At 59.1% G+C, this 26,272-nt stretch carries 27 protein-coding genes; 20 read left to right on the top strand and 7 right to left on the bottom strand.

Going from position 1 to position 26,272, the window contains the following annotated elements:
• Window positions 1–2 precede the first annotated feature (2 nt).
• Window positions 3–935, bottom strand: coding sequence for an MBL fold metallo-hydrolase (locus GOW31_RS14800; RefSeq protein ID WP_171171063.1), 933 nt, complete (start codon window positions 933–935; stop codon window positions 3–5).
• Window positions 936–1,057: 122 nt separating this feature from the next.
• On the opposite strand from GOW31_RS14800, the gene GOW31_RS14795 reads away from it, so the two are divergent.
• The gene (locus GOW31_RS14795) at window positions 1,058–1,492 is read left to right on the top strand and encodes a DUF1801 domain-containing protein (protein WP_171119649.1); all 435 of its coding nucleotides are present in this window, start codon (window positions 1,058–1,060) and stop codon (window positions 1,490–1,492) included.
• Window positions 1,493–1,567: 75 nt separating this feature from the next.
• Window positions 1,568–2,893 (top strand): glutamate--tRNA ligase, encoded by a 1,326-nt coding sequence (gene gltX / locus GOW31_RS14790; protein WP_171119648.1) that lies wholly within the window; start codon window positions 1,568–1,570, stop codon window positions 2,891–2,893.
• 16 nt (window positions 2,894–2,909) lie between these two features.
• Here gltX and GOW31_RS14785 read toward each other — a convergent pair whose 3' ends face one another.
• On the bottom strand, window positions 2,910–3,479 hold the full coding sequence (locus GOW31_RS14785) for a gamma-glutamylcyclotransferase family protein (protein ID WP_171171061.1): 570 nt from the start codon (window positions 3,477–3,479) through the stop codon (window positions 2,910–2,912).
• Between the two features lie 93 nt (window positions 3,480–3,572).
• Here GOW31_RS14785 and GOW31_RS14780 point away from each other — a divergent pair, with 93 nt between their 5' ends.
• A complete protein-coding gene (locus GOW31_RS14780; RefSeq protein ID WP_170346430.1) occupies window positions 3,573–4,019 on the top strand; it encodes an Rrf2 family transcriptional regulator in 447 nt (148 codons plus the stop codon).
• Window positions 4,020–4,021: 2 nt separating this feature from the next.
• Here the strand turns inward: GOW31_RS14780 and GOW31_RS14775 are convergent, their stop codons facing one another.
• Together GOW31_RS14775 and GOW31_RS14770 are read right to left on the bottom strand one after the other, a co-directional pair.
• Window positions 4,022–6,550 (bottom strand): ABC transporter permease, encoded by a 2,529-nt coding sequence (locus GOW31_RS14775; RefSeq protein WP_171171059.1) that lies wholly within the window; start codon window positions 6,548–6,550, stop codon window positions 4,022–4,024.
• Complete coding sequence (locus GOW31_RS14770; protein ID WP_171171056.1) at window positions 6,547–7,242, bottom strand: ABC transporter ATP-binding protein; 696 nt, start codon at window positions 7,240–7,242, stop codon at window positions 6,547–6,549. The genes GOW31_RS14775 and GOW31_RS14770 overlap by 4 nt, the downstream gene beginning before the upstream one ends.
• Window positions 7,243–7,308: 66 nt before the next feature.
• Here GOW31_RS14770 and GOW31_RS14765 point away from each other — a divergent pair, with 66 nt between their 5' ends.
• Complete coding sequence (locus GOW31_RS14765; RefSeq protein WP_171171349.1) at window positions 7,309–7,935, top strand: arylesterase; 627 nt, start codon at window positions 7,309–7,311, stop codon at window positions 7,933–7,935.
• Between the two features lie 18 nt (window positions 7,936–7,953).
• On the opposite strand, the gene GOW31_RS14760 is transcribed toward GOW31_RS14765, so the two are convergent.
• The 3 genes from GOW31_RS14760 to GOW31_RS14750 all read right to left on the bottom strand — a co-directional run bounded on the left by GOW31_RS14760 (window position 7,954) and on the right by GOW31_RS14750 (window position 10,525).
• Window positions 7,954–8,508 carry a L,D-transpeptidase gene (locus GOW31_RS14760; RefSeq protein ID WP_171171054.1) on the bottom strand — a complete coding sequence of 185 codons (555 nt, stop codon included), beginning with the start codon at window positions 8,506–8,508 and terminating at the stop codon, window positions 7,954–7,956.
• A gap of 163 nt (window positions 8,509–8,671) precedes the next feature.
• The gene (locus tag GOW31_RS14755) at window positions 8,672–8,878 is read right to left on the bottom strand and encodes a cold-shock protein (RefSeq protein ID WP_152456904.1); all 207 of its coding nucleotides are present in this window, start codon (window positions 8,876–8,878) and stop codon (window positions 8,672–8,674) included.
• A gap of 612 nt (window positions 8,879–9,490) precedes the next feature.
• Window positions 9,491–10,525: a fatty acid desaturase gene (locus GOW31_RS14750; RefSeq protein ID WP_171171053.1), complete on the bottom strand. Its 1,035-nt coding sequence runs from the start codon at window positions 10,523–10,525 to the stop codon at window positions 9,491–9,493.
• Window positions 10,526–10,834: 309 nt separating this feature from the next.
• Between GOW31_RS14750 and rplO the strand changes: the two genes are divergently transcribed.
• The 16 genes from rplO to GOW31_RS14670 all read left to right on the top strand — a co-directional run bounded on the left by rplO (window position 10,835) and on the right by GOW31_RS14670 (window position 26,272).
• Window positions 10,835–11,308 carry a 50S ribosomal protein L15 gene (rplO, locus tag GOW31_RS14745; RefSeq protein WP_152456906.1) on the top strand — a complete coding sequence of 158 codons (474 nt, stop codon included), beginning with the start codon at window positions 10,835–10,837 and terminating at the stop codon, window positions 11,306–11,308.
• 109 nt (window positions 11,309–11,417) lie between these two features.
• Complete coding sequence (gene secY / locus GOW31_RS14740; protein WP_152456907.1) at window positions 11,418–12,782, top strand: preprotein translocase subunit SecY; 1,365 nt, start codon at window positions 11,418–11,420, stop codon at window positions 12,780–12,782.
• Window positions 12,779–13,423: an adenylate kinase gene (locus GOW31_RS14735; protein ID WP_171171051.1), complete on the top strand. Its 645-nt coding sequence runs from the start codon at window positions 12,779–12,781 to the stop codon at window positions 13,421–13,423. Before secY ends, GOW31_RS14735 begins: the two co-directional genes overlap by 4 nt.
• Window positions 13,424–13,623: 200 nt before the next feature.
• Window positions 13,624–13,992 carry a 30S ribosomal protein S13 gene (gene rpsM / locus GOW31_RS14730; RefSeq protein ID WP_008757392.1) on the top strand — a complete coding sequence of 123 codons (369 nt, stop codon included), beginning with the start codon at window positions 13,624–13,626 and terminating at the stop codon, window positions 13,990–13,992.
• A gap of 15 nt (window positions 13,993–14,007) precedes the next feature.
• Entirely contained in the window at window positions 14,008–14,397 is a 390-nt protein-coding gene (gene rpsK, locus GOW31_RS14725; protein WP_008757289.1) for a 30S ribosomal protein S11, read from the top strand.
• Window positions 14,398–14,511: 114 nt separating this feature from the next.
• Entirely contained in the window at window positions 14,512–15,528 is a 1,017-nt protein-coding gene (locus GOW31_RS14720) for a DNA-directed RNA polymerase subunit alpha (protein WP_117870179.1), read from the top strand.
• Window positions 15,529–15,658: 130 nt separating this feature from the next.
• A complete protein-coding gene (gene rplQ, locus GOW31_RS14715; protein WP_039970431.1) occupies window positions 15,659–16,081 on the top strand; it encodes a 50S ribosomal protein L17 in 423 nt (140 codons plus the stop codon).
• Between the two features lie 160 nt (window positions 16,082–16,241).
• Window positions 16,242–17,627 carry a trypsin-like peptidase domain-containing protein gene (locus tag GOW31_RS14710; protein WP_171171049.1) on the top strand — a complete coding sequence of 462 codons (1,386 nt, stop codon included), beginning with the start codon at window positions 16,242–16,244 and terminating at the stop codon, window positions 17,625–17,627.
• A 3-nt stretch (window positions 17,628–17,630) separates the two neighbouring features.
• The gene (locus tag GOW31_RS14705) at window positions 17,631–18,941 is read left to right on the top strand and encodes a replication-associated recombination protein A (protein WP_171171046.1); all 1,311 of its coding nucleotides are present in this window, start codon (window positions 17,631–17,633) and stop codon (window positions 18,939–18,941) included.
• 98 nt (window positions 18,942–19,039) lie between these two features.
• A complete protein-coding gene (locus GOW31_RS14700; RefSeq protein ID WP_171171044.1) occupies window positions 19,040–19,846 on the top strand; it encodes a crotonase/enoyl-CoA hydratase family protein in 807 nt (268 codons plus the stop codon).
• A gap of 120 nt (window positions 19,847–19,966) precedes the next feature.
• Window positions 19,967–21,010 (top strand): RluA family pseudouridine synthase, encoded by a 1,044-nt coding sequence (locus tag GOW31_RS14695; RefSeq protein ID WP_171171042.1) that lies wholly within the window; start codon window positions 19,967–19,969, stop codon window positions 21,008–21,010.
• Complete coding sequence (locus GOW31_RS14690; RefSeq protein WP_171171040.1) at window positions 21,007–21,678, top strand: HAD-IA family hydrolase; 672 nt, start codon at window positions 21,007–21,009, stop codon at window positions 21,676–21,678. Before GOW31_RS14695 ends, GOW31_RS14690 begins: the two co-directional genes overlap by 4 nt.
• A 3-nt stretch (window positions 21,679–21,681) precedes the next feature.
• Entirely contained in the window at window positions 21,682–22,389 is a 708-nt protein-coding gene (locus GOW31_RS14685; protein WP_171171038.1) for an ATP12 family chaperone protein, read from the top strand.
• Window positions 22,390–22,594: 205 nt separating this feature from the next.
• The gene (locus GOW31_RS14680; protein ID WP_152456916.1) at window positions 22,595–23,611 is read left to right on the top strand and encodes an amino acid ABC transporter substrate-binding protein; all 1,017 of its coding nucleotides are present in this window, start codon (window positions 22,595–22,597) and stop codon (window positions 23,609–23,611) included.
• Window positions 23,612–23,737: 126 nt separating this feature from the next.
• Window positions 23,738–24,970 (top strand): amino acid ABC transporter permease, encoded by a 1,233-nt coding sequence (locus GOW31_RS14675; protein WP_152456917.1) that lies wholly within the window; start codon window positions 23,738–23,740, stop codon window positions 24,968–24,970.
• Window positions 24,971–24,973: 3 nt separating this feature from the next.
• Window positions 24,974–26,272, top strand: a complete 1,299-nt coding sequence (locus GOW31_RS14670) for an amino acid ABC transporter permease (RefSeq protein WP_171119635.1) — start codon at window positions 24,974–24,976, stop codon at window positions 26,270–26,272.

The raw sequence follows: 26,272 nt of genomic DNA, 5'->3' as shown, positions 1-26,272 counted from the left end.
GCTCAGCCCATCATCTGGTAGCTGACCGGGACAAAGCGAAAGCCTTCTCCACGGGTCTCAACATACCCGGCGCCGGGGAAGGGCATGTGATAGCCGACCATTGGCACCTTGTCGGCAGCCAGCATGCCAAGAACATCGCGGCGTGCGGCAGTGGCTGCGGCCTTGTCCATGTCAAACCGGACTTCCCATTCGGGATGGGCGAAAGACCAGACATAGTGGTTGGCCAGATCCGCCGTCAGCACCAGACGTTGCCCGTTGCTTTCCAAATGGTAGACCGTGTGGCCCGGTGTGTGGCCATAAGCGGCCACTGCGGTAATGCCCGAGGCAACCTCGCCCCCGTCTTCGACAAAGGTCATTTTCTCGGCCAGCGGTGTGACTTTTTCAGCGACCAGATCGCCCACACGATTGCCTGCGTCCTGCGCAGCCCAGAAATCATATTCCGGAGAAGCCGTCACGTAGCGCGCATTCGCAAAGGTCGGCGCGCCTTCGGTGGTCATGCCACCGATATGGTCAGGGTGCATATGCGTTATCACGACCACATCGATCTGATCCGGGGTCACGCCCGCATCTGCCAGCGCGGCCTGTATGCCACCTTGCCCCAGACCGGTATCAAACAGAACCAGCTCTGATCCCGTGTTGACCAGTGAGGGGGTAAAGAAAAACTGTGCGACGTCTGCCGGAATGAAGTTTTCAGCCGAAACCTTGGCAAATTCTTCGTCCGTCGCTCCGCCCCCAAAAATCTCTTTGGCTCCGTCGCGTGGAAAGCTGCCATCCAGCAGGGTCGTGACCGTGAAATCGCCAATATGAAATGACCTTGCGATGGTCGAGTTTGCTTTGGTTTCCGGGCTGGCGGCCAGAACCGGTGCGGCCGCAGCTGCAAACGGCAAGGCGGCGGCACTTCCCAAAGCGGCGCGGCGTGTAAGTTTTATTGTCATCTTCGTTCTCCCTGTCAGGACATCATTGTTATTGTTGCAGTTAGGGCGTCGAGAGTCTCTTGCCAGTTTATACGCCATTCAGATGGGGTGCATGGATGAATAATACGTGTTAATTTTTGTTCATGGCGCGATCAGACAACAAGACAGTTCCGACAGATCAAAGCGTCGAGAATTTCCTGAGAACGGTTCAACCGGCGCGCCGTGCTGAAGACGCGCACCAGCTTGACAAATTGTTTCGCGCCACCACCGGGTTTAGCCCGGTCATGTGGGGCCCGTCGATCGTCGGGTATGGCCGCTACCACTATCGCTACAAATCGGGTCGTGAAGGGGACTTTCTGGCAACCGGTTTTTCGCCGCGCAAATCAGCTTTGGTGATTTACATCATGCCGGGTTACGCAGATTTTGCGGATCTCATGGCCAGATTGGGAAAGCACAAGCTGGGCAAGTCCTGTCTTTACGTCAACAAACTGGCGGATATCGACACGGGCGTTTTGCGCGAACTCATTCGCGCCGGACTGGACGACCTCGACAGGGTGTGGCCGGTGAAACCTTTCTGAATCACCTGATGGATCAAGCGGCGGCTGGACAAAAACGCCCCCATGTGACAAGAGCCGCGCCAACAGGAGACACCCATGACAACCACCCGTTTCGCCCCGTCGCCCACCGGTTACATCCATGTGGGCAACCTGCGCACCGCCCTGATGAACTATCTGATTGCCCGCAAGGCAGGCGGTACGTTCATCCTGCGCATCGATGATACCGACCCCGAGCGGTCGAAAGAAGAATATGTCGATGCCATCAAGCAGGACCTGGAATGGCTGGGTTTGCATTGGGACCGGGTCGAGCGTCAGTCGGACCGTCTGGACCGCTATGCCGAAGCGGCCGACAAGCTGCGCGCGATGGGTCGTTTGTACGAAGCGTTCGAAACGCCGACCGAGCTGGATCTGAAACGCAAGAAGCAACTGAACATGGGCAAGCCGCCGGTCTATGACCGCGCTGCGCTGAACCTGTCGGAGGCCGAGAAAGAGAAGCTGCGCGCCGAACGTGGCAACGGCGTCTGGCGCTTCAAGCTGGATCATGAACGTATCGAATGGAATGACGGCATTCTTGGCGACATCTCGATTGATGCGGCTTCGGTTTCCGATCCGGTTCTGATCCGTGGCGATGGTCAGGTTCTCTATACGATTGCGTCGGTTGTGGATGATACTGAAATGGGCGTGACGGATGTTGTACGGGGTTCGGACCATGTGACCAACACGGCGACGCAGATCCAGATCATCGAGGCGCTGGGCGGGCGTTGTCCACGCTTTGCCCACCATTCTCTGCTGACTGGTCCGCAGGGCGAGGCATTGTCGAAACGGCTAGGCACGCTGGCCTTGCGCGATCTTCGCGAACAGGGTGTGCAACCGATGGCATTGCTGAGCCTTATGGCGCGTCTGGGCTCATCTGATCCGGTTGAGCTGCGCTCGGAAATGGCCGAGCTGATCGAAGGGTTCGATGTAAACCGGTTTGGCGCCGCGCCGACCAAGTTCGATGTACAGGACCTGTTCCCGCTGACCGCCAGGCATTTGCAATCGCTGCCGCTGTCCGAGGTGGCCAGTGCCGTTGCGGATGCCGGTGTTCCCGATGAATTGGCAGAACCTTTCTGGGCCATGGCCCGCGAAAACATCACCACCCTGGCCGATCTCAAGGGCTGGTGGGAGCTGTGCCGTGACGGGGCCGATCCCCTGATCGCCGATGAAGATCGGGAATTTATTGCCCAGGCGATGGCGTTGCTGCCCGAAGGACCGTTCGATGGTGACACGTGGGGCACCTGGACCAAGGCCGTGAAAGAGGCAACCGGTCGCAAGGGCAAAGGCCTGTTCATGCCACTGCGCAAAGCGTTGACCGGCATGGAGCGCGGCCCGGAAATGGCTGCGCTGATGCCGTTGCTACAGGTGATCCGCGCGCGCGGCTAACGTGGTGGCCCTTTTTTTATGCCGGCTGTACGAACCGAACCGACAATCTTGTCAGGCGGTCATCGACAAAATCACGTTCGACAGGTTTGAGTTGCTGATGGCGTGGATAACGCGGTTCGGCGCGATCATTCACGATCGGGGCGTCCCAGCCTGTTGTCGTCTCAAAGAATCGATCCGCGCCGTCTTCGCCGAATGCCCGCAAGTAACCCTGCACGACAACATCGATATAGCTGAGCAGCAACGGGTGGTGATTGCTGGGCTGGTTGTGCCGATCGTGCGGGACGGCGTAGACAGCTATTTCGACGTCGTGCGTCAGGGGATGTGAAACCGACTGCGTTGCGGGAATTCGGTCATACGCCCATTCCCGTTCATCCAGCGCGGCCCAGTCATTATTGGGAACATGCGCAATCATACCTTCGATCTCTGACTTCGGGTCGGGCACGGCAGTCAGAAACGCCACGGGTCGCAGATCGGTATGCCGCCAGGCCCGCCGCCAACCCTTCAGTCGCGCGGGGCGCGGATCGGGGAAATCATGCGTCGCGAGGTTCACGAGGCTGCCATAGCCAAAGAAATAGGGGTCGGCCATCCAAGAAGTGTCCTTTGGGTCGATTGATGTATGTCAAACCGCTTTTTTCCCGGACATGCAATAAGGTTGCATCTTGAATTTAGGGAGGCCCTCATGCGGATTACCAAAAGGACGAATATCGCTGTGCGCCTGTTGATGTATTGCGCAGCTCACCCGGACAGGCTGGTCACGAAATCCGAAATCGCCGAAGTGTGCAACATTTCGGAAAACCATCTGGCGCAGGTGATCAATCAGCTGAGCCAGCTGAACTATCTGAGCACGCAGCGCGGTCGAAACGGTGGCATGTCGCTGGCGCGCCCTGCGGATCAGATACGCATCGGTGCGGTGTTCCGGCATGTTGAAGGGGCTTTGCCCATTGCCGAGTGTTTCGCCGACGCGGACAACACGTGCCCTCTTACGGATGCCTGCCGGCTGAGGCTTGCGCTTCAGGACGCGGCAGAGGTGTTCTATGCGTCCCTGGACGATGTTACACTGGATGCGCTGGTATGTGACAATGATCCGCTGCTGAGGCTCTTGCAGCCCGTGGCCTGCGTGCGCTGATTTCAATCGCTCGCTCGCAATATGCGCGCCGGACGCACCGAAAGTGGACGCAGGGCAAATGCCAGCCCAGCACATAACGTGACGCCTATCCCGGCCAGTACGATGCCGAAGGCCGATGACCAGATGACCGTGAACTCTGTGTCGAAGATGTAGGTGGCAACGGCCCAGCCGCCCAGAATGCCAACGAACAGCGCGACGCAACCCGCAGCGGCCCCAAGCAGAACGGATCGCAGGCCAAAGCTGCGCAGGATACGGCCACGATCTGCACCCAATGTCCTGAGGATCGCTGCTTCGTATCTGCGGGCAGGTTCGCCTGCCGCCGCAGCGCCGATCAGAACCAGAAATCCGGTCAGCAGCGATACTCCTGCACCGTACGAGGTTGCTGCGGCGATGCCTGCCAGCAGGCCCGAGACACGATCAATGGCGTCGCGCACCCGGATGGCCGTGATATTGGGGAACTGGCCTGCAAGATCCCGCAGGATGGCCGCCTCGGCCTGTTCTTCGGCATAGACCGTCGCGATAAAGCTGTGCGGCGCACCAGCCAGCGCAGAGGGGTTCATCGACATGACAAAGCCCATTCCCGCGGTAGAGAAATCCACCTCGCGCAGGGACGTCAGCTCTGCCGTGATGTCTCGCCCCAGGATATTGACGGTCAGTTGGTCGCCCAGGTTCAGGCCCATCTCTTCGGCTTCTTCTGCGGCAAAGCTGACCTGGGGTGCACCTGCGTAATCTTCGGCCCACCATTCCCCTGCGGTCAGGCGTGCGTTCAGCGGCGGTTGAACCGAATAGGTCACGCCGCGATCTCCTTCCAGCACCCAGTGATCTCCGGCCACGTCCCGAGCGGGCTGGCCGTTGATCTGCGTGATGATCCCGCGCAACATCGGCGCGCTTTCAATGCGGCTGACCGCGGGGTCGCTTTGCAGGCGTTCGGTGAAGCCGGGCATTTGATCTTTCTGGATGTCCACAAAGAAGTACGACGGCGCAACATCCGGCAGGTTGCCCGAAATGGCGTTGCGCAGGGTCCCGTCGATCTGCCCGACCGCAGCCAGCACCGACAGGCCCAGCCCCAGTGACAGAACCACAGATACTGCACCTTCGCGTGGGTCCGAGATGGCCGACAACGCCCATCTGACTGTGGGTCGCCCGCGGGCCAACGAAGTCCCAGCCCGGGCCAGTTTGCGAATGGCATAAGCGGCGAGGGCCAACAGCGCCAGTGCACCGACAAGCCCGCCGCCGGTCCAGACAGTAAGCCGCGTCGAGCCGCTGAACCATGATGCCAGGGCGATCAGCAACAACAGCCCGGCACCGGTTGCCACGACGTAAATCAGACGTGGAAAGGGGCGGGCCGAGCTCAGCGCGTCGCGAAACAACGTCGCGGCGCGCACATCCTCGGTGCGGGCCAATGGCCAAAGGGTGAACAGGAACGCTGTGAGCAGACCGTATATTGCTGCCTCGATCAGCGGCTGTGCATACAGCGAAAACACTGCTGGAACCGGCAATTGGCTTTCCAGCAGCGGGGCCAGAACAAGCGGCGCCAATCCACCCAGCGCCAGGCCGATCGCGATCCCGAAGACGGACAGAACGCCAATTTGAATCATGTAGGTTTGAAAAATGGTGGCGCGATCGGCCCCCAAGGTACGCAGAGTCGCAACCGTTTCTGTCTTCTGCGCCAGATAAGCACGCACGGCGGCAGAAACGCCGATGCCGCCGACGGCAAGCCCGGACAGCCCGACAAGGACAAGAAATGCACTCAGGCGATTGACGAACTCGGATATCCCGGGGGCACCGTTGCGTGCATCCGTCCAGCGCATTCCCGTGCCTTCGAATGCCGCGTCAGCCCTTGCGGATACATCCGAAAGATCTGCGTTCCGGGGCAGGATCATCCTGTACTTTGTTGAAAACAGTGTTCCGGGTTCCAGCAGACCGGACGCCTGCAACGCCTTGGTTCGCACCAGAGTGCGCGGCCCAAGGCCAAACCCATCCGCCGCGCTGTCGGGCTCGTCCAGCAAGGCAGCCGTCAGGATGAACTCTTGCGTCCCAAGTGAAAACCGATCACCGACGGACAACCCAAGCCGGTCCATCAGCACAGGTTCCATCACGGCCCCGGGCAAGCCGGAACTGCCGTTCAGGGCGTTTTCCAGCGGGATCTCGGGTTCCAGCCGTACCGAGCCGACAAGTGGGTACGCGTTGTCGACCGACTTGACCTGAGTCAGCGCTCGTTCCGGACCTGTCGCGCCGGGCACAACGGCCATCGAGCGGAAATCAACAACCTCGGACATCTGGACGGATGTCTGTTGCATCCAGGAGCGCTCTGCCTCATCGGCAAAACGATAGGTGAATTCAAGTTCGGCATCGCCCCCCAACAGCGAGGCCCCTTCTTGCGCAAGCCCAGCCTGTATGGCTTGCCGCACCGACCCGACGGCTGCGATGGCGGCGACCCCCAACGCCAAACAGGCCAGAAAGATCCGAAAACCGCTCAGGCCTCCGCGTAGCTCGCGGCGGGCGAGCCGCCCGGCCATCCGCAGGCTCATTCCGCGGCCTCCTGCCGGGTCTCTTCGGCGATCCTGCCGTCACGCAACCGAACGACCCGATCACATCTTTCGGCCAATGAATGGCTGTGGGTCACCAGAATCAGGGTTGCATCGTATTTCCGGCGCAGACCAAACAGCAAATCAACAATTGCGGCCCCGTTGGTTTCGTCCAGATTCCCGGTCGGTTCATCAGCCAACAGGATTTTGGGACGCGGTGCAGATGCTCGTGCCAAGGCAACACGCTGTTGTTCTCCGCCCGACAGTTGCGCCGGGTAATGATCGCGACGGTGCGACAGGCCAACGGCGTCCAGCTCTTGCTTGGCCCGGTCGAACGCATCCTTGTGCCCTGCCAGTTCCAGTGGGGTTGCCACGTTTTCAAGCGCGGTCATCGTCGGGATCAGGTGGAAGTTCTGAAACACCACCCCCATACTGTCGCGCCGAAACCGGGCCAGAGCGTCCTCATCCATGTCGGTCAGGTCTTGACCCAGCGCCATGATTTGACCGTGCGTCGCCTGCTCCAACCCCGCCATCAACATCAGCAGCGAAGACTTGCCCGAGCCAGAAGGCCCGATAAGCCCCAGCGTCTCGCCTTTGTTCACAGTCAAAGTAATGTCATGCAGGATATCGACCCGCCCGGCATTGCCATCCAGGGACAAAGAGGCATCTTGGAGGGCGAGAACAGCAGTCGTCATGGGTCTACCCGAAAAAGGAGCGGTCTTTTGGGATATGGAGCGATCACCACGTTGCGCAAGGCTTTGATGGCAGGCCTTTTCGCGTGGTGCGGTTTTGCGGCCACAGCCGATCAAGTGGTGATTGCGGCTTTGGGGGACTCGCTGACTCAGGGCTATGGGCTGGTGGAGGAAAGCGGGTTTGTTCCACAGCTTGAACGCTGGTTGCAGACGCAGGGCGCGGATGTCCGCATCATCAACGCAGGTGTTTCGGGTGACACGACGGCGGGCGGGGCCGCACGTGTAGACTGGACCCTGACACCGGACGTGGATGGCATGATCGTTGCCCTTGGCGGCAACGACCTGCTGCGGGGGATCGACCCTGCCGTATCAAAGGCCAATCTGCGCAGGATCCTTGACGTGGCGCGGGGCGTGAATGTACCGGTTCTGCTGATCGGTATGCAGGCGCCGGGTAACTACGGGGCCGATTACAAGCAAGCTTTCGACGGAATGTACCCAGACTTGGCGAAGGAGTTCGACGTCCTCTTCGCCGCCAGTTTCTTTGAAGGGCTTGCGGCCGAGGGCGACCCCGGTGCGGTATCGCAGTTCATGCAGCCGGACGGAATACATCCAAACGCGGATGGGGTGTCCAAAATCGTTGAATCACTGGGGCCGTCCGTTCTGAAGCTGGTTGATCAGGCGGGTCGAGCGGAATAGGCGCCCATCCATGGGCACCTAGACGACCGTGACAACTGTTCCGATCGGGACCCGGTTGTACAAATCGATCACATGCTCGTTCAGCATTCGTATGCAACCGTTGGAAACCGCCCGGCCAATGGTCTGCGGCTGCGTCGTGCCGTGGATGCGGAAATAGGTATCGACACCGTTCTGGAACAGATACAGCGCGCGCGCGCCCAGCGGGTTATCTCCGCCGCCGGGTTGGACATAGTCGTTGTCCTTGAATTTGGCGTAAGCGACGGGATCACGTTCGATCATCTCATCGGTCGGACGCCAGGTCGGCCATTCCTTTTTCACATCGATGGTGGCTGTGCCGGTAAACTCCAGCCCCGCCTTGCCGACACCGCAGCCATAGCGGATCGCCTTGCGAGGTTCAGTGACGAAATAGAGATAGAACGACCGGGGCGCGACCAGCAGCTGACCTGGTACAAACTGTTTTTTGATGCGCACGAATTGCGGTGTCGGATCATACTCGACCGCCTTTTTGGCGCTGGCGATGCCCGGCAACATGCTGGCTGCTGTTGCGGCCAGAAAAATACGGCGTGTAAACATCGAAACCCTCGTCGAATGACCAATGAAACTGAAACCAATTTCATCATGATATGATATTTGGTCAATTCTAGGGCAGACATCACGTGGACGTGATGTGTCCTGCCTGCCACCGGAGGTCGCGGCGGGAAAGGGGCGAGGGGGATCCCCTCACCCGAAATCAAGCTCAGGCCAGCTGGATGCTGTCGGCGCTTTCGCGGCCGTCACGACCGGCGCGCAGCTCGTACGTGACTTTCTGGTTGTCGGCCAGACCGGTCAGGCCCGAACGTTCGACAGCCGAGATGTGTACGAATACATCTTTGCCGCCCTCTTCCGGTGCGATGAAGCCGAAGCCTTTGGTGGTGTTGAACCATTTTACGGTGCCTGCTGGCATATCCGTGTCTCCTGTTTGAGTGCTGCCCACGGAGTTGCGGCAGCCTGGCGTCGTCGGTCTGTATCGATAGACTGACTGCCGATGAAGGAGACAGTAGGTCGAATAGAAAAACGTAAGCACTTTGCATATGGCATCGGGGCGGGGGTGTGACAAGGGATTTTGTGTGATTTGTGCAAGGGCATGAGGGATTTCCGCCGTGTCCACATGCCCGGGGGCTAGTATTCTTTCACGGTGCCGCAGCCTTGCCCAGCATCGACAAACAGGTTGAACGGTCAATCCTCGTTATCACTGATGTCGTGCAGAGTGGTGTTCATGTCACCAGATGGTCACTGCCTTTTTCACTGCAATGCGGGGCGCGATGCGGGTTGCGTCAATCGCGATCGCTTTCCCGTTCAGGCGTGGGCGATAAAGCCAGTCACGATCGGGATGAAGGCACCTTAGTCGCGCCTGCGTTTGCACCGGCAGAATACCGGTTTGTGACGCGCGAATTCTCTGCCAACATCACGCCCGAGAAAGTCGTCGCGATGGATGGAGCCTGTCCCGCGCCATACGCCTGCCGTTGACGCAAGGCATGCGCTTCGATTCCAGAAACGAAAGCGCCGGGCATGCCCGTTACCCATAAAGTGCGCGGGCCTCGGCGAAGGACAACAGACGACGGTTCTTCTCGTCCCACAGGTGAAGCCGCGCATTGGCGAGGCTTTCCCGGATGGTCATCCGGTTGCTGTTTGCCAGTTCTTCATGATCGCGCAGCACCTCGGTCAGGCGGTAGAACGGAATGCGGCTGTAGAGGTGGTGTACATGGTGGATGCCGATATTGGCGCTGAACCATTGCAACACTGAGGGCAGGATATAGTGCGAACTTCCGTGCAGCGCTGCTTCATGCAGTTGCCAGTCTGCATCGGCGTCCCAATGCGTGTTCTCGAACTGGTGTTGTACATAAAACAGCCAAACTCCGGCCGTTGCGGCAATCAGAGTCGACGGCAGAAAGATCAGCAACATCGGCATCAGCCCGCCAAAATAGTAGATGGCCACAAGGGCAATCAGAATGGCAAGATTGGTCGCCATCGCGCTGACCCAGAACCTGACGCTGTCTGTCAGGCCCAGCGGAAGGCGGTTTTGAAACAGAAACAGATAACCGGGGCCAAGCACGAACAGAGTGATCGGGTTCCGGTACACGCGGTACCAGAACCTGTTCAGTGGTGTTTTGGCGCGGTATTCCGCCACGGTCAGGGTGTGGACATCGCCCATCCCGCGCTTGTCCAGGTTGCCGGAACTGTTGTGATGCGTGGAATGCGTGCGGCGCCAGACATCATATGGTGTCAGTGTCAGAACTCCGATGCCGCGCCCGATCCAGTCGCTGACGGCCCGGTTTTTGAAGAATGCGCCGTGCCCGCAATCATGCTGGATGGCAAACAAGCGCAACAGAAAGGCTGCATTGAGGGCGGAAATCACAAAGGCCAGCCAATAGCTGACTGAAAGTGACATCCAGGACAATGCCCACAGTCCGAAAAAGGGGACAATGCTTACGCCCAGCTCAAAAGCGCTGCGCATTTGGTCCGGTTCGCGATATTTGGCAAGCGTTGTTACCCAGTCACGTGCGGCGGTGGTCTCCGGCTTGTCGCGGAGCGAGAGAGAGGGTTCAGTCATACGCCTGCCAGTCTAGTGTTTGTAGGCCACCGGATAGACGACCACCCCGACATAGCAAGCGGTTTTTCTTAAAGGCGCTGCATTTCACGGTCACTTTTCGGTCAAAGGTCGGCAGAGGTGCCCTTTGCGTAACACCTGGCTCAAGACCTCATGCCGGCATCCCGGGGCGCAAGGCAATCTACAGGCTTGTCAAGTGCGGTTATCGGGCCTATACGCCTGCGGTGGCTTTCCGCCACGAGAATCAAAACCAAGAAATGCCGTGTTTGGCCCATCACGCTTCGGGGTCATATCCGGCTTAGGAGAAGCGACATGAAACTGAACGAACTGCGCGACAATCCAGGCGCCAGCCCGAAACGCACCCGCGTTGGCCGTGGTCCGGGTTCCGGCAAAGGTAAAATGGGTGGCCGTGGTATCAAAGGCCAGAAATCCCGTTCGGGTGTGGCCATCAATGGCTACGAAGGCGGCCAGATGCCATTGTACCAGCGTTTGCCCAAGCGCGGCTTCAACAAGCCGAACCGCAAGGAATTCGCGGTTATCAATCTGGGTCTGATCCAGAAATTCGTCGACGCCGGCAAGCTGGACGCTTCGGCTGCGATCACCGAAGACGCTCTGGTTGCGTCCGGTCTGGTGCGCCGCAAGCTGGACGGTATCCGCGTTCTGGCCAAAGGCGAAATCAGCGCCAAGGTGAACCTGGAAGTGACCGGTGCTTCGAAATCTGCCGTCGAGGCAGTCGAGAAAGCGGGCGGTTCACTGAAGGTCACAAAAGCTGCTGCGGCAGAGTAATCGCTTGTGAGCGGGCAAAGACCCGCTTACATAGACCTCAGAGTTTTCCAAGACGCCGTCCGAGCCGGAAAACGGTTCCGGGCGGCGTTTGCATAAGAGAGACCGATTTATGGTATCAGCAGCAGAACAAATGGCAGCCAACACAAGCTGGGCTGCTTTGGGCAAGGCCACCGATCTGCGCAACCGCATCCTGTTCACGCTGGGTTTGCTGATCGTCTATCGTCTGGGCACCTTTATTCCGGTGCCGGGGATTGACGGAGCAGCTTTGCGCGAATTCATGGAACAGGCGGGGCAGGGCATCGGCGGCATGATTTCGATGTTTACCGGCGGGGCGCTGGGGCGGATGGGTATCTTTGCCCTCGGCATCATGCCTTACATCTCGGCCTCGATCATCGTTCAGCTTCTGACATCCATGGTTCCCGCGCTCGAACAGCTCAAGAAAGAGGGCGAGCAGGGGCGCAAGAAGATCAACCAGTATACCCGGTTCGGCACCGTGGCTCTGGCCACCGTTCAGGCTTATGGTCTGGCCGTTTCGCTGGAATCGGGCGATCTGGCGACTGATCCGGGGCTCTATTTCCGCATGTCGACCATGATAACGCTGGTTGGCGGTACCATGTTCCTGATGTGGCTGGGTGAGCAGATCACTGCACGCGGGATCGGCAACGGCATCTCTTTGATCATCTTCGTCGGCATCATTGCCGAGGTTCCGGCTGCTCTGGCGCAGTTCTTTGCAAGCGGCCGCAGCGGTGCGATCAGCCCTGCCGTGATTGTTGGCGTGATCGTCATGGTCATCGCGGTCATCACCTTCGTGGTGTTCATGGAGCGCGCCCTGCGCAAGATCCACATTCAGTATCCCCGCCGCCAGGCCGGTATGAAAGTCTACGAAGGCGGTTCAAGCCACCTGCCGGTCAAGGTCAACCCTGCGGGTGTCATTCCGGCGATCTTCGCCAGCTCGCTGCTGCTGCTGCCGGTCACGATCTCGACCTTCTCGTCCGGTGCTGCCAACGGGCCGGTCATGTCGTGGCTGCTGGCCAATTTCGGCCCCGGACAGCCGCTTTACCTTCTGTTCTTTGCCTCGATGATCGTGTTCTTCGCCTATTTCTATACGTTCAACGTGTCGTTCAAACCGGACGATGTGGCGGACAACCTGAAAAAGCAGAACGGTTTTGTGCCCGGCATCCGGCCCGGCAAGAAAACCGCCGAGTATCTGGAATACGTAGTCAACCGCGTGCTGGTTCTGGGTTCGGCCTATCTGGCGGCGGTCTGTCTTCTGCCCGAAATTCTGCGGGGCCAGTTTGCCATTCCGTTCTATTTCGGTGGCACCTCGGTTCTGATTATCGTCTCTGTGACTATGGACACGATCCAGCAAGTCCAGAGCCACCTGCTGGCGCATCAATATGAAGGGCTTATCGAAAAGTCCCAGCTGCGCGGCAAAGGCAAGAAACGCGGCAGAAAGGGAGCTGCTCGTCGATGAACATCATTCTTCTGGGCCCCCCGGGGGCAGGCAAGGGAACGCAGGCGCGTCACCTGGTAGAGACCCGCGGGATGGTGCAGCTCAGCACCGGGGATATGCTGCGCGAGGCAAAGACCAGCGGAACCGAAATGGGCCAGAAGGTTGCTGCGATCATGGACGCGGGCAAGCTGGTCACCGATGAGATCGTGATCGGCCTGATTGAAGAGAAACTGACCACCGAAAAGGGCGCCGGTTTTATCTTTGACGGCTTCCCCCGCACTTTGGCGCAGGCCGACGCGCTGTCGGCTCTGCTGACCAAGCTGGGCCAGTCCCTGCATACCGTGATCGAGATGCGCGTGGATGACGATGCTCTGGTGGAGCGGATTACCGCACGGTCAACCTGCGGCGGATGCGGTGAGGTCTATAACGACAAGACCAAGCCGATCCCGGCTGACGGCAAGTGCACCAACTGCGGCAAGGAAAATGACTTCGTTCGTCGCGCCGACGATAACGAAGACAGTCTGCGCACGCGGTTGATGGAGTACTACAAGAAGACCTCTCCGCTGATCGGCTATTACTACGCCAAGGACGATCTGCGCCCCGTGAACGGGCTGGCGGACATCAAGGAAGTCACGGCGTCGATCGAGGCCATTCTCGGCTGATTTCAATATGGGCTTGACGGCACCGCCAAAAGCCCATATCGACCCCCATCCCTAAAGGGAATCAAGACCGCGTGCGGGATTCGTCCCAACCGCCCCGACCACCTCGAATAATGCTGAACCCTCTGGCCACACTGCCACGGTAAAGCGTTGTGAAAAAAGGTTCTGGAGTTACGGAACCGCAACGAAAAGGAAAGTGACACGTGGCACGTATTGCCGGCGTAAACATCCCGACTGCAAAGCGGGTACCTATCGCCCTCACATATATCACCGGTATCGGAAACACCTCGGCCAAAGCGATCTGCGAAGCCGTGGGCATTGAAGCGCACCGTCGCGTCAACGAACTGTCCGACGCCGAAGTTCTGGCCATCCGCGAGCACATCGATGCAAATTTCACCGTTGAAGGTGACCTGCGTCGCGAAGTTCAGATGAACGTCAAGCGCTTGATGGACCTGGGTTGCTATCGCGGTCTGCGTCACCGCCGCAACCTGCCGGTTCGCGGTCAGCGTACCCACACCAACGCTCGTACCCGCAAAGGCCCCGCAAAGGCCATCGCTGGTAAGAAGAAATAAGGGAGGGTCTGACCGATGGCACGTGACAAGACTCGCGTTAAGCGCAAAGAGCGTAAGAACATCGCATCGGGCGTTGCCCATGTGAATTCGACCTTCAACAACACCAAGATCCTGATCTCGGACGTACAGGGCAACGCCATCTCGTGGTCGTCTGCCGGTACCATGGGCTTCAAGGGGTCGCGGAAATCGACCCCCTACGCCGCTCAGATGGCTGCGGAAGACGCAGGCAAGAAGGCGCAGGAACATGGCGTCAAGACGCTGGAAGTCGAAGTTCAGGGCCCCGGTTCGGGCCGTGAATCGGCACTACGCGCGCTGGCTGCCGTGGGCTTCAACATCACGTCGATCCGCGACGTGACACCGATTGCTCACAACGGTTGCCGCCCGCCGAAGCGTCGTCGCGTCTAAGCGATTTTGAATTGAGCTGGGGCTGTGTTTCTGCACGGCCCCAGCACGTCATTTTGAACCTCGGGCGTCTGCACCTTGTTGGTCATGGGGCGCGGACAGGAATGGAGGGATTACATGATCCACAAGAATTGGGCAGAATTGATCAAGCCGACCCAGCTGGAAGCCAAGCCGGGCAATGATCCTGCACGTCAGGCCACCCTGGTTGCCGAACCGCTGGAGCGTGGCTTTGGTCTGACCTTGGGCAACGCCCTGCGCCGCGTCCTGATGAGCTCGCTGCAAGGGGCGGCCATCACCAGCGTCCAGATCGACAACGTCCTGCACGAGTTTTCGAGCGTGGCAGGCGTTCGTGAAGACGTCACCGACATCATCCTGAACCTCAAGCAGGTTGCCCTGCGCATGGAAGTCGAAGGCCCCAAGCGCCTGTCGATCAATGCCAAAGGCCCCGCGGTCGTCACTGCGGGTGACATCAGCGAAAGCGCCGGCATCGAGGTTTTGAACCGTGATCACGTCATCTGCCACCTCGACGATGGCGCTGACCTGTTCATGGAGCTGACCGTCAACACCGGCAAGGGCTATGTCTCGGCCGAGAAGAACAAGCCCGAAGACGCACCCATCGGCCTGATTCCGATTGATGCGATCTATTCGCCGGTCAAAAAGGTCGCCTATGACGTTCAGCCGACCCGTGAAGGTCAGGTTCTGGACTATGACAAACTGACCCTGAAGATCGAAACCGATGGTTCGATCACGCCGGAAGACGCACTGGCCTTTGCCGCTCGTATCCTTCAGGATCAGCTGTCGATCTTCGTCAACTTCGACGAGCCGGAATCGGCAAGCCGTCAGGACGAGGACGATGGTCTGGAGTTCAACCCGCTGCTGCTGAAGAAGGTGGACGAGCTGGAACTGTCGGTCCGTTCGGCAAACTGCCTGAAGAACGACAACATCGTCTATATCGGTGATCTGATCCAGAAGACCGAAGCCGAGATGCTGCGCACCCCGAACTTCGGCCGCAAGTCGCTGAACGAAATCAAGGAAGTGCTGTCCGGCATGGGCCTGCACCTGGGCATGGATGTCGAGGATTGGCCGCCGGACAACATCGAAGATCTGGCCAAGAAATTCGAAGACGCGTTCTAAGCGCGTCTTCCCCAATGCCCGGCCCGAAGTGGGAATATCCGGGGACCATATGGGCATTCCCGCCCCAAGGAGAGCCGGTGACACGCATCGCCGGCCAGACAAAGCAAAACGCAAAAGAAGGAACTAGAAAATGCGTCACGCACGTGGTTATCGCCGCCTGAACCGTACTCATGAGCACCGCAAGGCGCTGTTTGCGAACATGGCTGGCTCGCTCATCGAGCATGAGCAAATCAAAACAACTCTGCCCAAGGCAAAAGAACTGCGCCCGATCATCGAAAAGCTTGTCACTCTGGGCAAGCGCGGCGACCTGCACGCCCGCCGTCAGGCCGCTTCGCAGCTGAAAGAAGACAAAGACGTAGCGAAGCTGTTCGAAGTTCTGGGTCCCCGCTACGCCGAGCGTCAGGGCGGTTATGTCCGCATCCTGAAAGCTGGCTTCCGCTATGGCGACATGGCACCGATGGCGATCATCGAATTCGTTGACCGTGATCTGGACGCCAAAGGTGCGGCTGACAAGGCCCGCGTTGCCGCCGAAGAGGCAGCAGACGAAGAATAAGATCTGACCCAAGGTCACGGTCGAACCTCCGTTCGGGAAACCGGACGGAGGTTTTTTCGTTATGGCATGTCCGACATGTTGCGGGGCATACCCGACCGCCGACTTGCAATTCAGATTTTGTGTCAGCATATCTGGGCCAATCGCAAAAAACGGAGCCACCATGATCCGCGTAATGCTGACCCTTGTTGCCTTGACCTGCGCGACGCAAGGAATGGCCGAAACGAAAGTTCCGCAGTCACAGGCCGAGATTTCGTTGGGATTTGCCCCGGTCGTGAAACAGGCATCGCCGGCGGTTGTGAACATCTATGCCAAGATCGTCCGGCAGGGCCGGGCAAGCCCGTTTTTCTCGGACCCGTTCTTTCAGGATTTCTTTGGCCGGGGGTTTGGCGAACCACGTCAGCGGGTTCAAAACTCGTTGGGTTCCGGGGTTATCCTGTCTGACGATGGGTATGTTGTTTCCAACTATCACGTGGTCGGATCCGCGACCGAGATCCAGGTCGTGACCACCGATCGGCGCGAGTTTTCGGCCGAGGTTGTGCTGGGCCATGAGGAAAGCGATATTGCGATCCTGCGGCTGAAAGAGGCCGAAGACCTGCCCTATCTGACCCTTCGCGATTCCGATCAGGTCGAAGTCGGAGAGTTGGCCCTGGCCATCGGAAACCCGTTCGGGGTGGGGCAGACGGTGTCGTCCGGCATCATCTCGGGGCTGGCGCGCACGGGCACGGCAACCGGGAATGGCCGCGGATATTTCATCCAGACGGATGCGGCAATCAACCCGGGCAACTCCGGCGGGGCGCTTATCGATGTGAATGGCCAGCTTATCGGGATCAATACCTCGATTCTGACCCGATCGGGTGGGTCAAACGGAATAGGCTTTGCCATCCCCGCCAATCTTGTGGCGCAATTCCTCAAGCAGGCGCAGCAGGGAAACGAAACCTTCGTCAGCCCGTGGGCAGGAATGTCGGGTCAACACATGAGCGCGGATATCGCGGAATCCCTTGGTCTGGCCATCCCGTTGGGCGTTGTGATCTCTGACCTGCATGAACTCAGCCCTTTGCGCGACGCAGGGTTCAGAGTGGGAGACGTGGTAACCCATGTGGACGGGGATGAGGTAAACTCGCCCGCCGAGATGAAGTTTCGGATGTCGGTCGCCGGGGTTGGTGGAACCTCGGTTCTGACCCGTTTGCGCGGTGCGCAAAGTGAAGATGTCGAGGTGGCCCTTATCAAAGCCCCTGACGTTCCGGCCGCCGAAGAAACGACGTTGAATGACAGAACCGTTCTTCCGGGCTTGGTGGTATCTCGGGTCAATCCTGTCGTGATCACCAAGATGGGTTTGTCGCTGTCGCAGACCGGTGTCGTCGTGGTGGATCCCGGTCCGTATGGTGGAAGGGCGGGTTTGCGAACCGGTGATATTCTTGAAAGCATCAATGCCGAAGAAATTCAGCGCCCACGGGACGTTGAGACCGCGCTGACCGACCCGGGCCGTTACGTGCAGATAGGTCTGCTGCGCGGGGGGCGGTCCGTTTCTTTGCGGTTCCGGTTGTGACCTGTGAGTGATCTGTTCGATACCGGGCCGGCAGAACCCGCCGCTTCCCCACACCGGCCTCTGGCTGACCGGTTGCGGCCTCGAACCCTGGCCGAGGTGATCGGGCAGGAACAAGTGCTGGGCCCCGAGGCCCCGCTGGGTGTCATGCTGGCGGCAGGTAGTTTGTCCAGCCTGATCTTCTGGGGTCCACCCGGAGTTGGAAAGACGACGATTGCACGGCTGTTGGCGCAGGAAACCGATCTGCATTTCGTTCAGATCAGTGCGATCTTTACCGGTGTGCCGGATCTGAAGAAAGTTTTTGAGGCCGCGAAAATACGCCGCCAGAACGGGCAGGGCACCTTGTTGTTCGTGGACGAGATCCACCGTTTCAACAAGGCTCAGCAAGATGGGTTTCTGCCCCATATGGAAGACGGCACCATTCTGTTGGTCGGCGCAACGACCGAGAACCCGTCATTCGAGCTGAATGCCGCTGTGCTCAGCCGGTCGCAGGTGCTGGTGCTGGAACGGCTCAGCCTTGCCGATCTGGAGCGTCTGACCCAGCGGGCCGAAAAAGAGCTGAACCGTGCGTTGCCATTGACGCCTGCCGCACGCGATGCGTTGCAGGAGATGGCCGATGGCGACGGTCGGGCTTTGCTGAACCTGATCGAACAGGTTTCGGCGTGGAAGGTGGATGCGCCGCTGGGCCCTGATGCGCTGTCGACGCGATTGATGCGGCGGGCCGCAAAATACGACAAGTCCGGTGATGAGCATTACAACCTGATCTCGGCCCTGCACAAATCGGTGCGCGGATCTGATCCCGATGCGGCTTTGTATTGGTTTGCGCGCATGCTGACCGGGGGCGAGGACCCAAGGTATCTTGCACGCAGGATCACACGCATGGCGGTCGAGGATATAGGCTTGGCCGATCCACAGGCGCAGGCCATTTGCTTGCAATCGTGGGAAACCTACGAACGTCTGGGTTCCCCGGAAGGAGAGTTGGCGCTTGCTCAGGCGCTGGTCTATCTAGCGCTGGCGCCAAAATCCAACGGCACCTATGTCGGCTACAAGGCGGCAATGCGATTGGCCAAGCAGTCGGGCAGCGAGCCACCGCCCAAGCATATCCTGAACGCGCCGACCTCTTTGATGAAGGATCAGGGTTACGGCGCGGGCTATGCCTATGACCATGATGCCGAGGACGGGTTTTCCGGTCAGGACTACTTCCCCGAGACGATGAAACGCCCGGTTCTGTATCAGCCGGTCGAGCGCGGGTTCGAGCGTGAGCTGAAGAAACGCCTCGATTACTTTGCCAAGCTGCGGGCGCAGCGGAACAGCTAGTTACGCAGGGTCAGTCGTGGGCGTTCCGCGGCGTCACAGGCGACAGGATTGAAATTGGACGCTTCCCTTGGGTCAATGCATGCAGGGGAGGACTTGATATGTCGGTTTCAATCGAAAAATCCGAAGATGTCTGGACCGTCATTCACGACAGGCCGGATGCGCGGAACGCCGTTGATACGGAACATGCCGAGGCTCTGGTTGAGGCATTTCTGAGTTTCGAGGCCAGTTCGGCCAAGGCTGCGGTATTCTGGGGCAAAGGTGGCAATTTCTGTGCAGGGTGGGATCTGAAACTTGCCGCATCGCTGGCCGATCCCGAACGGCGCGAGGCGTATTTCGACAAACATGGTTTTCCCATCGGTTCGGCCCCGTCAACGCTGGGGCCCATGGGGCCGTCGCGGCTGGAGCTTTCGAAACCTGTCATCGGCGCGATAGAGGGCGCGGCAGTGGCCGGAGGAATGGAGCTTGCCTTGTGGTGCGATATCCGGGTCATGGCGGAAACGTCTTACTTGGGTGTGTTTTGCCGCCGCTGGGGGATTACCCTGATGGATGGTGGTTCGGTCAGGTTGCCGCGTCTGGTGGGGCAGGGCAAGGCGTTGGAGATTGCTCTGACCGGGCGCAAGGTCGAGGCGGAGGAGTGTTACAGGATTGGGCTGGCGGAAAAGGTCGTTCCGCATGGCACAGCACGAAAGGCGGCTGAAGACATGGCACATGATATCGCCCGTTTCCCGCAAGAGGCCGTTCGGGCAGACCGCCGGTCGATCATCGAAACCCGTGGAATGCCGGTTCGTGACGCTCTCAAGGTCGAATGGGCCAACGGGTTGGATGCCATTCGCCGCGAAGGAACCGCTGGTGCGGCCCGTTTTCGGGATGGAGCGGGGCGGCACGGCGACTTCTCGAACATCTGAGATCCAGAGCCAGATACCTTGACTCTTGCCGCGTTGCGCGCGACAGACGCCCATGATTTCTGGGACACGGATAAACACGCAATCCGGGCGGATCACCCGCGCGGAAAAAGGGGTAATGGCATGAGTGGCGTGCAGATTATTACAGTCGCCGAAGGGGATGGGGACCAGCGCGTGGATCGCTGGCTGCGCCGCCTGTTTCCGCATGTCAGCCAGGGGCGCATTGAAAAGATGTGCCGCAAGGGAGAATTGCGTGTTGACGGTAGCCGTGCCAAGGCCTCGACCCGGTTGGAGGCAGGACAGGTTGTTCGCGTGCCGCCTTTGCCGGACGCTGATCACAAACCGGCTGAGGTCAAGCATCACATCTCGGATGCGGATGCCAAGATGATCCAATCCTGCGTGATCTACCGCGACGATCACATTCTGGCGCTGAACAAGCCGCATGGTCTGCCGGTGCAGGGCGGCAGCGGGCAGACAAGGCATGTTGACAGCCTGTCCGAAGCGCTGCGGTTCGGCTATGACGAGAACCCTCGGCTGGTTCATAGATTGGACAAGGACACGTCAGGTGTTCTGCTGCTGGCACGCACGCGTGAGGCCGCCAAGAGTCTGACGGCCGCTTTCCGTCACCGCGATACGCGCAAGATCTACTGGGCGCTGGTTGCCGGTGTTCCAACGCCTTACCTGGGTGAGATCAAGACCGGCCTTGTCAAGGCGCCCGGTCATGGCAAGCACGGCGAGGGTGAAAAGATGATCCCCGTGCATATGAACGAAATTGACAGCACTCCGGGCGCAAAACGCGCGCATACGCATTACGCAACACTCTATCGAGTTGCCGGCCGCGCCGCCTGGGTCGCGATGGAGCCGATCACCGGACGTACGCACCAATTGAGGGCGCATATGGCCGCAATCGGACATCCGATTATCGGCGACGGAAAATACGGCGGTTCGGGTCAGGAAAACCTTGGCGACGGATGGGGCGCGCAACTGGGTGGGATCATCAGCAAAAAGCTGCATCTGCACGCACGGCGACTGTCCTTCCTGCATCCGGTGACGCGGAAACCAGTGACCGTGACGGCGCCCTTGCCCGAGCATATGAAGCACAGCTGGGACACGTTCGGATGGAGCGAGGATCTGGCGGCTGACGACCCGTTTGAGGAACTGCAATGAGCGCACCCTTGCGGCTGGTCCTGTTCGACGTCGACGGTACTCTGGTCGACAGTCAGGGCAGCATCGTTCATTCCATGACCGCCAGCTTTCAGGCCGCTTCCGTGCCGGTTCCGACGCGAAAGGCGATCCTGTCCATTGTCGGCTTGTCGCTGCCGCATGCCATCGCCAGGTTGGCGCCGGAACAGCCTCTTTCGGTCCAGAACGATCTGGTCGACGGGTATAAAGAGGCCTATCACGCCCATCGTCTTGAATTGGGCGCGGCAAGTTCGCCGTTGTACCCCGGTGCGCGCGAGGCGATTGAAGCGTTGCATGCCGTGCCCGAAGTGCTTCTTGGCGTGGCAACCGGCAAGTCGCAGCGCGGGTTGGACGCATTGATCGAAGCCCACGGGCTGGAACCGTATTTCGTGACCCGGCAGGTCGCGGATCACCACCCGTCAAAGCCGCATCCGTCCATGGTGCAGACCGCATTGGCGGAAACCGGGGTCGATCCGGCCTGCGCAGTGATGATCGGCGACACGAGCTTTGACATGGATATGGCCGCGGCCGCCGGTGTTCGCGGCATCGGCGTCATCTGGGGCTATCATGACCGATCGGCTCTGACCGCAGCTTCTTGCATTATCGAAACCTTTGACCAGTTGCCCAATGCGCTGGCTGGGATGTGGAATTGAAAGATGAGTGACTGGAAACCGAAACGCTTCTGGAAGGACAGCACCGTTGTCGCGGTTGATGGCGGCTTCACCGTCGAACTGGATGGCCGCAGGGTCAAAACACCCGCCAAGGCAGACCTGATCCTGCCAACCCGCCCCATGGCCGAAGCGGTGGCAGGGGAATGGGACGCGCAGGAAAAAGAAGTTGATCCTGCCGTGATGCCGTTCACCCGTTCTGCAAATGCAGCGATTGACAAAGTCCGCATCCAGCACGGGGAAGTGGCCGACATGCTGGCCGATTACGGCGATTCCGATTTATTGTGTTATCGCGCAACCCACCCGCAGGAGTTGCAGGATCGTCAGAGCGCCGAATGGGACCCCGCCCTGGATTGGGCCGAGACCGCGCTGTCTGCCCGTCTGGTTCCGGTTGCGGGCGTCCTGCATCAACCGCAGCCGGAATCCGCCCTGGCGACATTGCGTTCTCGGGTGCACGGGCTGGATGCGTTCCAACTGGCCGCTTTTCACGATCTTGTCAGCTTGTCGGGGTCATTGATTCTTGGCTTTGCGGCCGCCATGAATTGGCGCAATCCGGACGAAATATGGCGCATTTCAAGATTGGATGAAACCTGGCAAATTGAACAATGGGGCCATGACGAAGAAGCCCATCAGGTTGCCGAGGCCAAGAAAGCAGCCTTTATGCATGCCAAACGCTTCTTTGAATTATCGGTTTGATCCTAAATTCCGGTTTTTTGAGCAAATCTGTAAACAGCTTGGGGCCTGATCCATCGATTTCGATGATCCGGCCCTTGACGTTTGTTTATGAATACGCCCAAACTCAGTGCCACTAAAGGGGAGACACCTTTGGGGTAACCTATCCGGCATCCACTTGCCGGGCAGAGCCGTCTCGGACGAGGCGGAAAATCAGGAAGAGGTAAAAATGAAAAAATCCGTAATCTTGGGCGCGGCAACGATTGCCGGTCTTGCTGCTGGCGCAGCCATGGCAGGGACCGTTGACGACGTTAAAGCACGCGGCAAGCTGAATTGTGGTGTGACCACCGGTCTGGTTGGTTTTGCTGCGCCCGACGCAAATGGCGAATGGCAAGGCTTTGACGTATCGCTGTGCCGCGCCGTTGCTGCTGCCGTTCTGGGTGACGCCAACGCCGTTGAATTCGTTCCGACCACTGGTAAGACACGTTTTACCGCTCTGGCCTCGGGCGAGATCGACATGCTGGCAAGAAACACCACCTGGACCTTCAGCCGCGACGTCGACCTGAAGTTCGAATTCACCGGTGTGAACTATTATGACGGTCAGGGCTTCATGGTTCCCAAGGCGCTGGGCGTCAGCTCGGCCAAGGAACTGGACGGCGCCCGTGTCTGCATCCAGACCGGCACCACCACCGAGCTGAACCTGGCCGATTTCTTCCGTGCCAACAACATCAGCTACGAGCCGGTTCCGATCGAAACCAACGCCGAAGCGCAGCAGCAGTACCTGGCTGGTGCATGTGACGTTTACACCACCGATGCATCGGGCCTGGCCGCAACCCGCGCCACCTTCGAAGCGCCGGACGAGCACATCCTGCTGCCCGAAATCATCTCGAAAGAGCCGCTGGGCCCGTTGGTCCGTCATGGCGACCACGAGTGGGGCGACGTTGTCCGCTGGACCCTGAACGCACTGATTTCGGCTGAAGAGCTGGGCGTGACCTCGGCAAATATCGACGAGCTGAGCGCTGGCACCGACAACCCGGAAATCAACCGCCTGCTGGGTACAGAAGGCACTCTGGGTGAAATGCTGGGTCTGGACGCCGACTGGGCGGCCAAAGCGATCAAAGCTGGCGGCAACTATGGTGAAATCTTCGCCAAGAACATCGGTGAAGAAACACCGATCGGCCTGGCGCGCGGCCTGAACGCACAGTGGACCGAAGGCGGCCTGCTGTACTCGCCGCCGTTCCGTTAAGGCATCAATGGAAGAGGGCGCGGGGCAACCTGCGCCCTCTTCTACAATAAATTGCTGCGGGCAGATGCAGAGCGGGGAAAACCTCGCCGAAATGAAACAGCTCGCAAGCCACGGGGATCCCAAAATATGTCGACTATGACTGACCCACCGAAAGCTGATTTTCGGTTGTCTATGCTCATAAACGATACCCGCTATCGCTCTCTTACATTTCAGGTGATTGCGGCCATCGTCATTGCGCTTTCCATCTGGTATCTGGGCAACAACCTGATCCAGAACCTCAGGGCCGCAGGGCTCAATATTTCCTATGCTTTCCTCGGCGATTCCGCCGGGTACGACATCAACCAGCGTCTTGTTGAATATGACAGTCAGTCATCGCATGCACGCGCGGCACTTGTCGGTTTGCTGAACACACTGCTCGTGGCCTTCCTGGCCTGTATCACCGCAACGGTTTTCGGTGTGATCGCGGGTGTTCTGAGACTGTCGAACAACTGGCTCGTGTCGAAGCTGATGGCAGTATATGTCGAGATCTTTCGGAACATCCCGGTTCTGATCTGGATCATCATCATCTTCACGATCATGACGGCCGTGTTGCCGGCGCCCAGCGCGTTCCGGGGGGAAAACCCGACGTCTTCAATGCTGTTTGGGTCCTTTGCCTTTACCAATCGAGGCATTTATTTTCCCCGTCCCGAGTTCGCCAATGGCCTGTTTGCATCGACAGCCCTGAACTGGTTGCTGGTCATCGCCGTCCTGATCGGATCGTGGTTCGTCAGTGGCGAAGTCGAAAAACGCGCGACCAAGAAGCAGGAGGAAACCGGCGAGCGTCCCGCGACGCTGTTGCCGAAACTGGCAATCTGGCTGGTGCCTTTTGTGCTGTTGATGATCATCATGGGCCTGACCTGGGATGTCCCCGAGCTGAAGCGCTTTAACTTCAGCGGTGGACTGAATGCCGGTGGTCCACTGATTGCGCTGTGGTTTGCCCTGTCGATCTATACCGGTGCCTTTATCGCGGAAAACGTGCGTGCGGGTATTCAGGCGATCAGCAAAGGTCAGACCGAGGCGGCCGCCGCGTTGGGCCTGCGTCAGGGACGGATCATGAAACTGGTCATCCTGCCCCAGGCATTGCGGGTCATCATCCCGCCGCTGATCTCGCAGTATCTGAATATCACCAAGAACTCGTCTCTCGCGATTGCCGTTGGCTATGCGGATATCACCGCAACACTGGGTGGTATTACCCTGAACCAGACCGGCCGGGCGATTGAATGCGTTCTGCTGCTGATGTTGTTCTACCTCACGGCCTCGCTGCTGATTTCGACGGGGATGAACATCTACAACGCTTCCGTCAAGCTGAAGGAGCGCTGAGCCATGAGTGATCAAGCAACAAACCCGATCGCCTTCGTGGCCGAAGGCACCATCCCGCCCTCACCGCCGCCGGCAAATGAGACCGGCGTCATCAAATGGCTGCGCGAGAATCTGTTCTCAGGGGTCGTCAACTCGATCCTGACAGTTCTGTCGCTAATCCTGATCTACATTCTTCTCAAGAATACCTTGCCATGGATTCTGAACGGAGTGTGGAATGCCAACTCGCTCGCGGAATGCCGCGAGATTCTGGGGGACAAGACCGGAGCCTGTTTCGCGGTTCTGACGGAACGCTGGCCTCAGCTGATCTATGGGTTCAAGTACCCCGTCGATGCCTATTGGCGGCCGAACCTGGCCTTTGTTCTGATGCTGGTGGCGATTGCGCCGGTGCTGTTCTTTGACTTGCCTCGCAAGATGCTGTTGTTCACTGCGGTCTATCCCTTCCTGGCTTTCTGGCTGATCTGGGGTGGCACGATCCTCGTGCCTCTGGTTGCACTAGTTGGCTGCATAGCCGCCGGTGGTGTCTTCCAGAAGCTGGGCAACAACAACTTTGCCGCCGGGTTCTTCGGAGCAATTGTGACGGCACTTGTCATCTGGAACGTCGGAGGGGCCCTGATCCCGGAAGGCGCATCAGAGAATGCGTGGCTGACGGCCGTTCCCAGCCGTGACCTGGGCGGTTTCATGCTGAACATGATGCTGGGCGTAACCTGTGTGTCGCTGTCGGTACCACTTGGGATCGCACTGGCCTTGGGGCGACAGTCGAACATGCCGCTGATCAAGTGGGTCTGCGTCATCTTCATCGAGTTCATCCGCGGCGTGCCTCTGATCACGCTGCTGTTCGTGGCTTCGGTGATGCTGGCCTATTTCTTCCCGCCTGACAGCACGGTCGACCTGTTCCTGCGCGTTGTGATCATGATCACCATGTTCTCGTCCGCCTATATCGCCGAGGTGATCCGCGGCGGCCTGGCAGCGCTTCCGCGCGGGCAGTACGAGGCCGCAGACAGTCTTGGGTTGGATTATCCGCAGGCGATGCGGCTTATCATCTTGCCGCAGGCGCTGAAGATCTCGATCCCCGGGATTGTGAACGTGGCCGTGGGCCTGTTCAAGGATACGACACTGGTTTCGGTCATTTCGATGTTCGATCTGGTGGGCATGATCCGGGGACCCATCCTGGCGTCGACCGAATGGAACGGCGTCTACTGGGAGCTTCTGGGCTTTGCCGCGCTTCTGTTCTTCGTCGTCTGCTACGGCATCTCTCAATATTCTCAGTGGCTCGAGCGTCGCCTTGCCACAGATCATCGTTAA

Origin of the sequence: Ruegeria sp. HKCCA0370, assembly GCF_013033705.1 — a bacterium.
In the GTDB taxonomy this organism is placed as follows: domain Bacteria; phylum Pseudomonadota; class Alphaproteobacteria; order Rhodobacterales; family Rhodobacteraceae; genus Ruegeria.
This window is presented reverse-complemented; position numbering and strand designations above follow the sequence as displayed.